A 12,595-nucleotide genomic window follows, 5' to 3' on the forward strand; every position below is an offset into this window, starting at 1 on the left:
CGCGGGCCGAGCCTGGCCGGGCACGGGGGCGGGCCCCGGTGCGGCCGGGGCCGGCCCCTGCCCGGGATGCAGCAGCCGCGGGTCGCCGCGCTTGACGGCCCGGGCCAGCTCGCGCAGTTCACGGGCCGGTCTGCCCAGCCTGCGGCGGGCCTCCCGGACCGTCTGCAGGGCCTCTTCCGGCCGCCCGCAGCGGTACAGCGCCAGCACCAGATGGGCGGCGAACCGCTCGCGCAGCGGGTGCAGCCGCACCGCGTCGGCCAGCGCGTCCAGGACCACGGCGTGCTCCCCCAGGGCCAGCCGCAGCCCGAGCCACTCCTCCTGTGCGGTGAGCTGGAGGTCCACCAGCCGGGGCCGCTCCTGGCGGACCAGGTGGGAGTCGTCCGGCAGGCCGGCCAGCGGGGTGCCGTGCCACAGGGTCAGGGCGTCCGCCAGCAGTTCCGCCGCCTCGGCGCGGGTGGCCGGGTCCGCGGCCAGGGCACGGGCGCGGGCCAGCGCGTTCTCGAACCGGACCAGGTCCACGGTCACGCGTCCGGGCCGCAGCCGGTAGCCGCCGCCGGGCGCCGTCTCCACCACCTCACCGGGCAGTGCGCGGCGCAGCCGCCCCACGGCACTGTGCACGGCGGTGCGCGCACCGGCCGATGCCGCCCGGGAGCCGTACAGCAGACGCGCCAGGTCGTCGCTGGACACCGTCTTCCCCGCGCACAGGGCGAGCCCGGCCAGGGCCAGGCGCCGGCTCGGCCCGGCCAGGGGAAGCCGGACCCCGTTGTCCAGCACTTCCAGCGGTCCCAGCAGCCGGATGTCCAAAAGGGAACTCCCAACCGAATTGACAGCGGCGGCCGTTGTTCAGGCCCGCGATCCTCGCACGGACCTTCGCCCACCTCAAAACACATGCCGTGAACCGGCCGTCACGCGCAATCTTCCCCGGGGAGGCGAGCCACAGGTGCGACAGAAACCGTGGATTGCACCTCGCACTTGAGAGCCGCGCCCCCGGTCCAGCATAGGCGCGAGCGGAAGCGCTGTCAGGTGCCCCGGACGGTATCCGGCGGTATCCGCACGGACACCGTCCGGGCGGGCGGGGCCCGGAACGCCCGCCCCGGTCGCCCTCGGGCGCCCGCCTCCGCCTGGCGCGGCGACCGAGGGGAGGACGTGACGACGTGACGGCGGATCAGCCCGCGGCCGCGGGGGGGCGCAGCGGCGAGGCCCTGTCCGCGCGCCTGTTCACCGCGGTCTGCGACGGCCTGCGCACCGGCGCCGCCCCCGGCTCGCCCGCGCCCTGTCCTCGCCTCTTCCTTGCGGCGTCCGTCGGTGGCCGACGGCGCGCCGGGCCGGCTCAGCCGGCGGAGGGCCCGGTCTTGAGCGTTCCGAGGAAGAAGGCCCAGCTCCCCGCCGGGAACACCAGCACGGGACCGCCCGGAGTCTTGCTGTCCCGAACGGGGATTCCGGCGGTGAAGCCGTCGCACATCTCCACGCATTCACCGCCGTCCGCATTGCTGTAGGAACTCCTGCGCCAGGCCACTGCGGTCACGTCGATGGTTCGCACGGTACCTCCCTCAGGGACCGGGCGGCCGTCCGCCCCCCGGCCGGCGTCGGCCCGGGACGCGCATCGCGTCATACGCCCGGCGCGGGCGCTCCGCCTGCGCGCTCGCCTCGACGGTTCGCCACGGTGTGCCTTCTCTGTGCAGGCCACCGTACGGCCCCTGCGGAAGCCGCGGGAACATCACGGCACTGCTGTCCGGCCCCGTGCGCACGGCCCATGCGCACGGCCCGGCGCGGACGGCTCCCGGCCCGGCGCCGTCAGCCGGGACGCTCCCCGGCGGAAGCGCCGGCCGGGCGGGCGGCTCCGGCCGGCTGGAGGATGGCCACGCACTCCATGTGGTGGGTCATCGGGAAGAGGTCGAAGGCGCGCAGGAAGCGGGGCAGGTAGCCGGCCTCGCGGAAGAAGCCGAGATCACGGGCGAGCGCGGCCGGGTCGCACGCCACATAGGCGATCCGGCGCGGGCCCAGGGCCGCGATCAGTCCCACGGTGCGGCGGCCCGCCCCGGCCCGCGGCGGGTCCAGCACCACCAGACCGGCCTCGGTGATGCCGGTGCGGGGCAGCACCCGTTCCACCGTGCCGTGCTCGATCCGCACCCGGGGGAAGTCCGCGAGATTGCGCCGGGCGTCCTCGGCCGCACGGCGGGAGGACTCGATGCCGAGCACCGCGCCGGTGTCCCCGATCCGGTCGGCCAGCGCCCCGGCGAACAGGCCGGCCCCGCAGTACAGGTCGAGCGCGGTCTCGCCGTGCCGCGGCAGCAGGCCCCGCATCACCGCGTCCACCAGCAGGCCGGCGGCCTCCCGGTGCACCTGCCAGAAGCCCCCGCCGCTGACCCGCCAGGTCCGTTTGTCGGCGCGCTCGCGCACGAACGGGCGGCCGTGCACCCGGTGCACTCCCCCGTCCTCGGCGACCCGCAGCACGGACACCGGGCGGTCCAGCTCCACCAGGGGCAGCCGCTCGCCCGGACGCGGGGTGAGGACGACCTGGCGGTCGCCCGAGCCGGTGGCCGCGATGGCCTCGATGCCCGCCAGCTCCGGCCAGCCGCGCCGCTCGATGCCCAGTTCGGTGACGCCCTCGGCGGCGATCAGGCAGCGGTCCACCGGCTGCACCTCGTGCGAGCGGTGGCGGCGCAGCCCGGCGCGGCCCTCCGCGTCCACGGCGTACTGCACCCGGGTGCGCCAGGCGGGCACCTGCCCGGCCGGCACCTTGTCCCCGGGGGCGGGCTCCACGGTGCCGTCCCAGCCGGCCTCCTCCGGACTCATGCCGGCCAGCCGCCGCAGCTGCTCGGCCAGCACCTCGGCCTTGAGACGCCGCTGGCCACCGGGCTTGACGTGCTGCCAGTCGCAGCCGCCGCACTTGCCCGGACCGGCGTAGGGGCAGGGGGCCGGGATGCGGTCCTTCGCGGGCTCCAGGACTTGCACGGCGTCGGCGCGCAGCAGGCGGGAGCCGGTGTGTCCCTCGGTGATACGGGCGATCACCCGCTCGCCGGGCAGGGTGTGGCGGACGAAGACCACCTGTCCGGCGGGGGTGCGGGCCACGCAGTGCCCGCCGTGCGCCACCGGGCCCACCTCGACCTCGTACTCCTCGCCGACCAGCGAGTCGGGCGGTGCGGCGCCGGCGGAGGCGTCAGTGGACATGGCGAAGCGGCTCCTGCGTAGAGGGTTTCCCGGCGGGCCCGGCCGGCCGCACCAGCAGCCGCCCAGTCTAGGCGCCGTTCCGGGCCCGCCCGCCGGGACCGCCGCTCCCGGCAGTCCCGGGCCGTCGCGGGCCGTCCCGGGCCGTCCCGGCGGGCCCGCGGGGGGCGGTCACCGGGGCGGGCGGCGAGGGCGGCTACCGTTGCGGTCTGCGGCGTCCCCGGTGGCGGCCGGGGCGGCGCGGGTCAGAATGGGCGACGGTGGCCCCGAAGGTGCCGCCCGTGCTCCGTCCGTGCGGCGAGGAAGGTGCCATGCACATCGTGATCATGGGCTGTGGGCGGGTGGGCGCCGCCCTGGCGCGCACCCTGGAACAGCGCGGCCATTCCGTCGCCGTGATCGACCAGGAGACAACCGCCTTCCGCCGGCTGGGCTCGCGGTTCGGCGGCCGCCGGGTGACCGGCATCGGCTTCGACCGGGACACCCTGGAGGAGGCCGGGATCGCGGAGGCCGGGGCCTTCGCCGCGGTCAGCAGCGGCGACAACTCCAACATCATCGCCGCCCGGGTGGCCCGGGAGGTCTACGGGGTGCGCAATGTGGCGGCGCGGATCTACGACCCCCGCCGGGCCGAGGTCTACGAGCGGCTCGGCATCCCCACGGTGGCGACCGTGCGCTGGACCGCCGACCAGATGCTGCGGCGGCTGCTGCCGTCCGGCGCCGAGCCGCTGTGGCGGGACCCCACCGGCGCGGTGCAGCTCTCCGAGGTGCATATCGCCCCGGCCTGGACCGGTCACCTGGTGGGCCGGTTCCAGGAGCACACCGGGGTCCGGGTCGCCTTCCTCACCCGGATGGGTGAACCCCTGCTGCCCGCTCCGTCCACGGTGCTGCAGGAGGGCGATCTGGTGCATGTGATCATGCGGAGCGACCGGGTCGGCGAGGTCGAGGCGGCCTGCATGCTGGGGCCTGAGGAGGACAGCCGATGAGAGTCGTCATCGCCGGAGCGGGGGCCGTGGGCCGCTCGGTGGCGCGGGAGCTGCTGGAGAACGGCCACGACGTGCTGCTGATCGACAAGTCGCCGCACGCGGTGTCCGTGCAGCGGGTGCCGCAGGCCGAATGGCTGCTGGCCGACGCCTGCGAGATCGCCACCCTGGACGAGGCGGCGCTGGAACGCTGCCAGGTGGTGATCGCGGCCAGCGGCGACGACAAGGTCAATCTGGTGGTGTCGCTGCTGGCCAAGACNAGGTCAATCTGGTGGTGTCGCTGCTGGCCAAGACGGAGTACGGGGTGCCCCGCGTGGTGGCCCGGGTGAACCACCCCAAGAACGAGTGGCTGTTCAACGAGTCCTGGGGGGTGGATGTCGCGGTGTCCACGCCCCGGCTGATGTCCGCCCTGGTGGAGGAGGCGGTCAGTGTCGGCGATCTGGTGCGGCTGCTGCGCTTCAGCCACGGCGAGGCCAGCCTGGTGGAGCTGACCATGCCGGATGACGCCGCGCTGGTGGGCACCCGGATCGGGGATGTGGCCTGGCCGCCGAACACCGCGCTGGTGACCATCATCCGCGGCGCCCGGGTGCTGATCCCGGACCCGCAGCATGTGCTGACCGGCGGGGACGAGCTGCTGTTCGTGGCCGCCCCGGACCGGGAGCCACAGCTCCAGGAACTGCTCAGCCCCCGCACCAGCAGCGGCGGCAGCCGCTGAGCCGCGGCCGCAGGCCCCGGTCGGCGGGCCCGGGGCGACGGGCGCGCGCCGGCCCGGGCCCGCTAACCGGCGGATTCGCCGGGACGGGCGGCGGCCGAGGGGCGCAGCGCCGCCTCGCGCTCCGCGGCCTCGCGTTCGGCGGCCTCCTCGGCCTCCATCTCGGCGATGACGTTGATCGGCGGCGGTGCCTTCATCATCAGCACCCAGGTGATGTAGACGGCCAGCAGGAACGGCGGCACGCCCAGCGCCACCCGCAGCCAGCCCAGCTGGGTGGCGTCGCCCCAGAAGTAGATCGGGAAGGTGATGGCCGACTTGGCCAGCAGGATGCCGCCCCAGACATAGCTGGCCTTTACGTAGGCGCGCTTGCGGCCGGGGTTGCGGGTGCGCCAGGAGAGGTTCTCCTTGAAGACCGGGCCCAGGATCAGGCCGAGCAGCGGCACGCCGCAGGCGGAGGTGACCACGTAGGCGATGCCCAGGCCCAGGGTGTAGAGCATGCCGGGCAGGTAGAAGTTCTTGGCGTCGCCGGTCATCATCGCGAAGACCGCGCCGATCGCCACGCCGAAGACGCCGCCGAAGGCGTGCTTGGTCGGGCCGCGCTGGATCAGCCGGGCGGCGAACATCAGGCCGGTGATGCCCAGCGCCAGGTAGGCGGAGAGACGGATCTCGCGGTTGAGCGTGTAGCTGAGGATGAAGACCAGGCCGGGCAGGGTGGTCTCCACCATGCCCCGGACTCCGCCGAACGCCTCGAAGAACGCCGCCTTGGTCGCCGCCTCGTCGGCCTGCTGGGGGGCCATCTGCGGGGCGGACGGGCCGTCGCCGGTCGTCCCGGCCGGCTCCGCCGCCCCGGCGGCCCGCTTGTCGAGTGAGGTCACCCGCTACTCCGTTCCGAGAGGTCGTAGCTCGTATCGGGGATTGAACAGCACCGGGCGCCCCTGGGACACGGAGAACCGGCCGGAGGCGGTCAGCGACCGGCCGGGCTCGATACCGGCGATGGCACGGCGTCCCAGCCACACCACTTCAAGAATGCCCGAGCCGTCGTCCAGCTCGGCCTCCAGCGCCGGCAGCCCTCCGACGGTGCGTTCACTGACCGCACGCAGCCTACCGCTCACCGTGACGACGGGCCGCCCGGCAGGCCCCTCCCGGCACTCCCGGATGCGCATCCGGGGCCCTTCCGGCGGCTCCGCTCCGGGCGCGGGTTCCGGCGGCGGGTCCTCGGCGAGACCCAGCAGCCGCCACAGACGGCGACTGCGGCCACGCCCGCCGCCCCGGCTCTCCTCGGTCATCACTCCAGCGTATCCGTTTTCCGCCACCCGGCCGAGAGCCCGCTGCCCGCCGGGCGGCGGGCGCACGGGCGCCGCGGGCGCGGGTCAGCGGACCTCGGAGATCTCGGGGCCGCGGCGGAGGCGGTCGGGGCCGCCGGCGAAGCGCGAGGGCGTGGCGGCACCCGGATCGGCCTGGCGCTGCTGGGCTCCCTGCGGCACCATCTTGGCGTCCTCCGGGAGCTTGAGGGTGATCGGGTCGCGCGGCGCCATCGGTCCCTCGCCGCGCACCACCACGGTGTCCTTGAAGATCTGCTCCAGCAGCCCGGCGCGCTCCGGCTGGACCGCGCCCTGGCCGGAGATCACCCCGCGCAGGAACCAGCGCGGGCCGTCCACGCCGACGAAGCGGACCACCTGCATGCCGCGCTTGCCGTCCGGCAGCTGCACCGGCACCTGCGCGCGCAGCTCCCAGCCCAGCGGGCCCTCCACCACGTCGGTGATGCCGCCCTGCTGGGTGATGCCGCCCGCGATCTCCTCGCGGACCTCGCCCCAGATGCCGTGCCGCTTGGGCGCGGCGAACGCCTGGAGCTGGATGGCACTGTCCTTGAGCACGATGGTGGCGGCCACGATCGACTCGCCTGCCACCTCGACGCGCAGTTCCATGCCCTGTACCCCGGGGATGAAGAGTCCGCCGAGATCGACCCGGCCCTCTCCCGGCTTGGTCAGCTCCGAAACGTCCCACGGGCCCTCCGGGCGGGGAGCCGGTTCCAGCTTGACCCGGCGCATCTCGGCCTCGTCCGGGGCCTCCGGCGCGGTGGGCTCGACGGCCCCATCGGGCTGCTCAGTCCGCTTGCGGCGACGTCCGAACACGTCACTGTCCTTTCAGGGCGTAGGAGTGGTGCGCGCCGGCATGGCCGCCGCTGGAGCCGAAGCCCCCGGCGGCGCGTGCCGACCCCGGCAGTTCCGCGACCTCGTGGAAACGCACCGTCTCCACCCGCTGGACGACCAGCTGGGCGATGCGGTCGTACCGCTCGAAGCGCACGCTCTCCTCCGGGTCGAGGTTGATCGCGATGACCTTGATCTCTCCACGGTACCCGGCATCCACGGTCCCCGGGGAGTTCGCCAGAGCGATCCCGCAGCGGGCGGCCAGGCCAGAACGCGGGTGCACGAACGCCGCGTAGCCGTCCGGCAGCGCGAGCGAGATACCGGTGGGCAGCACGGCCCGCTCGCCGGGCGCCAGCACCGCCGCCTCGGTGGTCACCAGGTCGTATCCGGCGTCCCCGGGATGGGCACGGACGGGGACCGGCGCCCGGGGGTCGATACGCCGCAGCAGCACGTCCACCGGGGTGCGCGGGACGCTGCTCATCGGTTCTCCTCCCACGGGGCACGGCACCGGCCCGGACGGCCGGCGGGACGGCGGCTGAAGCGATCGGCACTCACGGTGCTGACCCTACCGCCGCGCGCGGGCGCCGGAGGTACGCCTGCGATGCTGGATGACATGAACGACCAGGAAGGCCGGAATGGCCGGACGGACGCGGGGAGCCCCGGGGCCGGCGGGGTCCGCGGTTACGAGGAGCGGCTGACGGTGCCCGCGGCGTGGTGGGTGATGGCGGCACTGGCGGTGGCCCTGCTCGGGGTGAGCCTGGCGCCGCTGGGACCGGTGCCGGTCCTGGCCGGGCTGGCCGCCGGGGCGGCGGGCGCGGCCGTGGCGCTGAACACCTACGGTTCGGCGCGGATCAGGGTCGCGGAGGGGTGGCTGCTCGCCGGGCCGGCCAGGATTCCGCTGGCGGCGCTGGGCGAGGCCCGGGCGCTGGACGCCGGGGAGGCACTGGCCTGGCGTACGCACCGGGCCGATGCCCGGGCGTTCATGCTGCTGCGCGGTTATGTGCGGACGGCGGTCCGGGTCGAGGTGACCGACCCGGACGATCCCACGCCGTATCTGTATCTCTCCACAAGGCAGCCGGTGCGGCTGGCCGCGGCGCTGGCAGCGGCCGGCCGGTACTCGGACGACTCGGCGGGCTGACCGGACCGGAGAGGCCGGCCGTGCCGAGCCGGTGATCGCTCGTCGTCCGGGCGAGACCCCCGCGGTCCCGCCCGTCGCCCTTTCCGGGAAGCGATCACGCCGCGCAGTCGCGGCAGATCGGCTGGCCGTTCTTCTCGGCCGCGAGCTGCGAGCGGTGATGGACCAGGAAGCAGCTCATGCAGGTGAACTCGTCCTCCTGCCTCGGCAGCACCCGGACCGACAGCTCCTCGTTGGAGAGGTCCGCGCCGGGCAGCTCCAGCCCTTCGGCCTGCTCGAACTCGTCGACGTCGACGCTGGACGTGCTCTTGTCGTGGCGCCGGGCCTTCAGTTCCTCGATGCTGTCCTCGTTGACATCATCGTCGGTCTTGCGTGGTGTGTCGTAATCGGTAGCCATTGTCACTCTCCCCCTGTGGGTGTCTGTGATATCTCCAGCGCACGTAACGCATGAGAGCCCGGTCTTGTGCCCGGTTCGAGGCGGAGATTTTGCCTCACTTCAAGCCCTGTTACTCAATCGACACCCAACCGGACGCCGAATGAGGTGGTCATCGGAGCCTGCGGCCGGGCGGCGCCACGACGGCGGGCCTGGTCAGAGCGGCGCGCCGCCGGCCTCGGAGGCACCGGGTGTGCCGTTGATCACATCTGGCACCACATGACCACGTCGCCGGTGCGGCACCTGCCGGCCGGGAGAAACATCATCTCAGACCGGGAGAAAGACCCGCATCGTGAGCCCTCCGTCCCTGCGGGGCTCGGCGGTGACCGTACCGCCATGGGCGCGGACGACGGAGCGCACGATGGACAGGCCCAGACCGACACCCTTGTCGCTGCCGGTGCGCCGGCCGCGCAGCCGCCGGAACGGCTCGAACATGTTATCGATCTCATAGCCGGGTACCACCGGGCCGGTGTTCTCCACCTGCAGCACGGCCTGCCCGGGCCGGGCCTCGGTCCGGACCCGCACCCAGCCGCCGTCGGGCACGTTGTAGCGTACGGCGTTCTGCACCAGGTTGAGGGCCACCCGCTCCAGCAGCACGCCGTTGCCCAGCACCCGGGCCGGGCGGCGCTCGCCGTGCAGCTCCACCCCGGCCTCCTCGGCCTCGGCCCGGACCTGCTCCACCGCCCGGTCGGCCACCTCGGCGAGATCCACCTGCTTGCGGTCGACCACGGCGTTCTCGCTGCGGGCCAGCAGCAGCAGGCCCTCCACGAGCTGCTCGCTGCGCTCGTTGGTGGCCAGCAGGGTCCGGCCGAGCTGGGTCACCTCGGGCGGCGCCTGCGGGTCGGCGAGCTGCACCTCCAGCAGAGTGCGGTTGATCGCCAGCGGGGTGCGCAGCTCGTGGGAGGCGTTGGCCACGAAGCGCTGCTGGGCGGTGAAGGCGCGGTCCAGCCGGTCCAGCATCTCGTCGAAGGTGTCGGCCAGCTCCTTGAGCTCGTCGTCCGGGCCGTCCAGCTCGATCCGGCGGTGCAGGTCGGAGCCGGCCACCCGGCGGGCGGTGCGGGTGATCCGGCCCAGCGGGGCGAGCACCCGGCCGGCCATCACGTAGCCGAGCGCGAAGGCGGCCACGGCCAGCCCGATCAGGGCGAGCAGCGAGCGGCGCAGCAGGTGGTCCAGGGCGACGGTGCGCTGGAGGTCCAGGCAGTCGGCGTACCACTGGCGGAAGAAGGCGGCGTCGACCTCCAGGTTCTCGATCACCGGGCAGACCTCTGAGGTGATCTTGACCTTGGCGTCACTGGCGAAGTGGAACGGGACACCGCTGCCGGCGTGCAGGGCGTCGGCGGCGAGCAGGTAGATGATGGCGAGCAGCACGATGCCGGCCATCAGGAACATGCCGCCGTAGAGCAGGGTGAGCCGGATGCGGATGGTGGGGCGGAGCCAGGGGCGCGGGTGCTCGGCATCCCGCGGGTCGCGGGACGGCCGGGGCGGGGCGGGGGGCGGCGGCGGTACCGCCGGGGGGACCGGCGGCGGCGGGGCTGCGGCTGTCATGGGGTCCGTGTGGTGCGAGTCGGGGCAGGGGTCGGAGCGGCGTCATCGGAGCGGCGTCAGATGCGGTAGCCGGCGCCGGGGACGGTGGTGATCACCGGGGGTTCGCCGAGCTTGCGGCGCAGCGTCATCACGGTGACCCGCACCACGTTGGTGAAGGGATCGGTGTTCTCGTCCCAGGCCTTCTCCAGCAGCTGCTCGGCGGAGACCACGGTGCCCGCGCCGCGCAGCAGCACCTCCAGGACGGCGAACTCCTTGGGCGCGAGGTGGATCTCCCGGCCGTCCCGGAACACCTGGCGGCGGTTGGGGTCCAGCCGGATGCCGGCCCGCTCCAGCACCGGGGGCAGCGGGGGTGTGGCCCGGCGGCCGAGGGCCCGCACCCGGGCGATGAGTTCGCTGAAGGCGAAGGGCTTGGGCAGGTAGTCGTCCGCCCCCAGCTCCAGGCCCTCCACCCGGTCGCTGACGTCGCCGGAGGCGGTCAGCATCAGCACCCGGGCGGACAGCCCGAGCCCGACGATGTGGCGGCAGACCTCGTCGCCGTGCACCAGGGGCAGGTCGCGGTCCAGCACCACCACGTCGTAGTCGTTGACATCGACGCGTTCCTGGGCCGCTGCCCCGTCGTACACCACATCCACCGCCATCGCCTCCCGGCGCAGGCCGGTGGCCACCGCGTCGGCGAGCAGCTGCTCGTCCTCCACGACCAGTACGCGCACGTCGGTTCCTTTCCGGGGCGTCTCCTGGGACAGCCGGCCTCCGCGGCCGGACGGGTGAGGGGCCGCCGCCCGTTCCATCCTGCCGTGTCCTCACGTAATCACGAGGTTAAGAACTTCCGTAGCGGATTTTTCACGGGCGGAGGTTTCCCCTCCGGACTTCCCGGGGAAGAGCCCTGCAACCCACGCGATCACCCCTTGTAGGCGGCAAGCCACCGGCCGCTGCCGACCGTCCTCGGGCGTCGTTGTGATCGCATCCCGCACGCACCGGCACCTGGAGTGCCACCGACCCTGGACGAGGGGGCGCACCTTGGACGCGTTCACTGCAGGCATCATGCAGCGCATCCGTAACACCGAGTCCAATCTGCACCGCGCTCGCGAGGCCGGCGATGTCTACGCCATCGATGTCGAGCAGGCCGAGCTGGAAGACCTGCGCCGGATCGCCGCCGAACACGGAGTACACGTCGCTTCGTGCGGTGCGGCGTCCGCCTGACCGAACCCGCACAACCCCGCACAGCCCCGCAATCGCCGAATCGTCGGCCGTGCCCCCGGAAGGTCCCCCACACCGTCCGGGGGCACGGTCCTGTCCGGGCCGGCTGCGGGCCGGCTGCGGGCCGGACAGGACCGGCCGGGGGACGGGCGGCCGGGCGGGGCCTCAGTCGTGCCAGGCGCCCCACTCCTCCAGCAAGGGCTGGAGCTCGGTGAACACGCCCGGGGTGGCCAGCACGGACAGCTCCCACCGGGCCGGGCCGCCCACCCGGCCGCCGCTGCGCGCGCCCGCCTCGACGGCGATCAGCTCCCCGGCGGCCAGATCCCACGGGTGCAGCCCGCGCTCGTAGAAGCCGTCCAGCCGGCCGGCCGCCAGATCGGCCAGGTCGACCGCCGCGGCACCGCCCCGGCGGATGTCCCGCACCAGCGGCAGCAGCCGGCGGACCACCTCGGCCTGGGCGGTGCGCACCGCGGTGACGTAGTTGAAGCCGGTGGCGATCAGCGCCTGGGACAGCGGCGGTGACGGACGGCAGCGCAGCCGCCGCCAGTCATCGGCGGCGTCCGCGCCGGTGCCGCCCCGGCGGTGGGCGCCGCGGCCGCGCACCGCCGAGAAGGTCTCATGGCGCATCGGCACCTCCACCACGCCGACGACCGTCTCGCCGTCCACCTCGGCGGCGATGGAGACGGCCCAGCCGGGCAGGCCGTAGAGGTAGTTCACGGTGCCGTCCAGCGGGTCGATGACCCAGCGCACGCCGCTGCGGCCCCGGCTGTCCCCGCTCTCCTCGCCGAGCACCGCGTCCTCGGGGCGGTGCTCGGCCAGATAGCCGGTGATCAGCTTCTCGGCCGCGACGTCCATCTCGGTGACCACGTCGATCGGGCTGGACTTGGTGGCGGTCACCCCGAGGTCGGCGGGGCGGCCGTCGCGCAGCAGCTCGCCGGCCCGGCGGGCCGCCTCCAGCGCCAGCTGAAGCAGTTCACCGGGGTCCGGGTCCGGACGGCCGGCGCGGGCGGCCCGGCCGCCCGGCGCCGCCTGCTCGCCGTGCGCCTCGTGCGCGTCCTCTGCTGCGGGGTCTGCTGCGGGGTCTGCCGGGTCTGCGGGGTGGTGGGGTGTGTCGGACACGCGGGGGTGCTCCTCGGATTCGTTGCGGGGCGGGCCCGCCCGGCCCGCCCTCACCGTCGAGGACGGGCCGCGGCCCGCCTGGTCGGCCCCGTCGGGCCGGATGCCGGCCGCTCCGCCGTACGGCGGCCGCACGGGCCGCCGTACGGGCCGCGGCTCAGGCGA

14 protein-coding genes and 1 pseudogene are annotated in these 12,595 nt (G+C 74.4%); 4 read left to right on the forward strand and 11 right to left on the reverse strand.

Going from position 1 to position 12,595, the window contains the following annotated elements; all coding sequences use genetic code 11:
- From GQS09_RS22415 to GQS09_RS22425, 3 genes are all read right to left on the reverse strand, one after another.
- A partial coding sequence (locus GQS09_RS22415) for a BTAD domain-containing putative transcriptional regulator (protein ID WP_207958147.1) occupies window positions 1-804 on the reverse strand: 804 nt, incomplete at its 3' end.
- Between the two features lie 526 nt (window positions 805-1,330).
- Entirely contained in the window at window positions 1,331-1,540 is a 210-nt protein-coding gene (locus GQS09_RS22420; protein ID WP_165989084.1) for a DUF397 domain-containing protein, read from the reverse strand.
- Between the two features lie 254 nt (window positions 1,541-1,794).
- Window positions 1,795-3,171, reverse strand: a complete 1,377-nt coding sequence (locus tag GQS09_RS22425; protein WP_165989086.1) for a class I SAM-dependent RNA methyltransferase — start codon at window positions 3,169-3,171, stop codon at window positions 1,795-1,797.
- A gap of 308 nt (window positions 3,172-3,479) precedes the next feature.
- Between GQS09_RS22425 and GQS09_RS22430 the strand changes: the two genes are divergently transcribed.
- On the forward strand, window positions 3,480-4,148 hold the full coding sequence (locus GQS09_RS22430) for a TrkA family potassium uptake protein (RefSeq protein WP_165989088.1): 669 nt from the start codon (window positions 3,480-3,482) through the stop codon (window positions 4,146-4,148).
- A pseudogene (locus tag GQS09_RS22435) lies at window positions 4,145-4,860 on the forward strand (potassium channel family protein). Before GQS09_RS22430 ends, GQS09_RS22435 begins: the two are co-directional and overlap by 4 nt.
- A gap of 62 nt (window positions 4,861-4,922) precedes the next feature.
- On the opposite strand, the gene GQS09_RS22440 reads toward GQS09_RS22435, so the two are convergent.
- The 4 genes from GQS09_RS22440 to dut all read right to left on the reverse strand — a co-directional run bounded on the left by GQS09_RS22440 (window position 4,923) and on the right by dut (window position 7,485).
- Window positions 4,923-5,732, reverse strand: coding sequence for a DUF3159 domain-containing protein (locus GQS09_RS22440; protein WP_399552580.1), 810 nt, complete (start codon window positions 5,730-5,732; stop codon window positions 4,923-4,925).
- Window positions 5,733-5,735: 3 nt separating this feature from the next.
- A complete protein-coding gene (locus GQS09_RS22445; protein WP_165989090.1) occupies window positions 5,736-6,143 on the reverse strand; it encodes an OB-fold nucleic acid binding domain-containing protein in 408 nt (135 codons plus the stop codon).
- Between the two features lie 84 nt (window positions 6,144-6,227).
- Window positions 6,228-6,989, reverse strand: coding sequence for a DUF3710 domain-containing protein (locus GQS09_RS22450; RefSeq protein WP_165989092.1), 762 nt, complete (start codon window positions 6,987-6,989; stop codon window positions 6,228-6,230).
- A 1-nt stretch (window position 6,990) separates the two neighbouring features.
- On the reverse strand, window positions 6,991-7,485 hold the full coding sequence (dut, locus tag GQS09_RS22455; protein ID WP_165989094.1) for a dUTP diphosphatase: 495 nt from the start codon (window positions 7,483-7,485) through the stop codon (window positions 6,991-6,993).
- A 132-nt stretch (window positions 7,486-7,617) separates the two neighbouring features.
- Between dut and GQS09_RS22460 the strand changes: the two genes are divergently transcribed.
- Window positions 7,618-8,142 carry a DUF3093 domain-containing protein gene (locus tag GQS09_RS22460; protein ID WP_165989096.1) on the forward strand — a complete coding sequence of 175 codons (525 nt, stop codon included), beginning with the start codon at window positions 7,618-7,620 and terminating at the stop codon, window positions 8,140-8,142.
- A 94-nt stretch (window positions 8,143-8,236) separates the two neighbouring features.
- Here the strand turns inward: GQS09_RS22460 and GQS09_RS22465 are convergent, their stop codons facing one another.
- From GQS09_RS22465 to GQS09_RS22475, 3 genes are all read right to left on the reverse strand, one after another.
- A complete protein-coding gene (locus GQS09_RS22465; RefSeq protein WP_093837909.1) occupies window positions 8,237-8,536 on the reverse strand; it encodes a DUF4193 domain-containing protein in 300 nt (99 codons plus the stop codon).
- A gap of 303 nt (window positions 8,537-8,839) precedes the next feature.
- Entirely contained in the window at window positions 8,840-10,117 is a 1,278-nt protein-coding gene (locus GQS09_RS22470) for a HAMP domain-containing sensor histidine kinase (RefSeq protein WP_165989098.1), read from the reverse strand.
- A gap of 56 nt (window positions 10,118-10,173) precedes the next feature.
- Window positions 10,174-10,827: a response regulator transcription factor gene (locus tag GQS09_RS22475; protein ID WP_165989100.1), complete on the reverse strand. Its 654-nt coding sequence runs from the start codon at window positions 10,825-10,827 to the stop codon at window positions 10,174-10,176.
- A 307-nt stretch (window positions 10,828-11,134) separates the two neighbouring features.
- Here GQS09_RS22475 and GQS09_RS22480 point away from each other — a divergent pair, with 307 nt between their 5' ends.
- The gene (locus GQS09_RS22480; protein WP_165989102.1) at window positions 11,135-11,317 is read left to right on the forward strand and encodes a hypothetical protein; all 183 of its coding nucleotides are present in this window, start codon (window positions 11,135-11,137) and stop codon (window positions 11,315-11,317) included.
- 162 nt (window positions 11,318-11,479) lie between these two features.
- On the opposite strand, the gene GQS09_RS22485 is transcribed toward GQS09_RS22480, so the two are convergent.
- Window positions 11,480-12,286: an inositol monophosphatase family protein gene (locus GQS09_RS22485; protein WP_165989105.1), complete on the reverse strand. Its 807-nt coding sequence runs from the start codon at window positions 12,284-12,286 to the stop codon at window positions 11,480-11,482.
- Window positions 12,287-12,595: the final 309 nt, after the last annotated feature.

The sequence above is a fragment of the Streptomyces sp. YIM 98790 genome (genome assembly GCF_011421595.1).
Classification (GTDB): domain Bacteria; phylum Actinomycetota; class Actinomycetes; order Streptomycetales; family Streptomycetaceae; genus Streptomyces.

What these genes read in the sequence shown, in the direction of transcription:
- dut (WP_165989094.1), bottom strand. Translation starts at nt 7,485, where the DNA reads ATGAGCAGCGTCCCGCGCACCCCGGTGGACGTGCTGCTGCGGCGTATC.
- GQS09_RS22425 (WP_165989086.1), bottom strand. Translation starts at nt 3,171, where the DNA reads ATGTCCACTGACGCCTCCGCCGGCGCCGCACCGCCCGACTCGCTGGTC.
- GQS09_RS22445 (WP_165989090.1), bottom strand. Translation starts at nt 6,143, where the DNA reads ATGACCGAGGAGAGCCGGGGCGGCGGGCGTGGCCGCAGTCGCCGTCTG.
- GQS09_RS22430 (WP_165989088.1), top strand. Translation starts at nt 3,480, where the DNA reads ATGCACATCGTGATCATGGGCTGTGGGCGGGTGGGCGCCGCCCTGGCG.
- GQS09_RS22465 (WP_093837909.1), bottom strand. Translation starts at nt 8,536, where the DNA reads ATGGCTACCGATTACGACACACCACGCAAGACCGACGATGATGTCAAC.
- GQS09_RS22460 (WP_165989096.1), top strand. Translation starts at nt 7,618, where the DNA reads ATGAACGACCAGGAAGGCCGGAATGGCCGGACGGACGCGGGGAGCCCC.
- GQS09_RS22470 (WP_165989098.1), bottom strand. Translation starts at nt 10,117, where the DNA reads ATGACAGCCGCAGCCCCGCCGCCGCCGGTCCCCCCGGCGGTACCGCCG.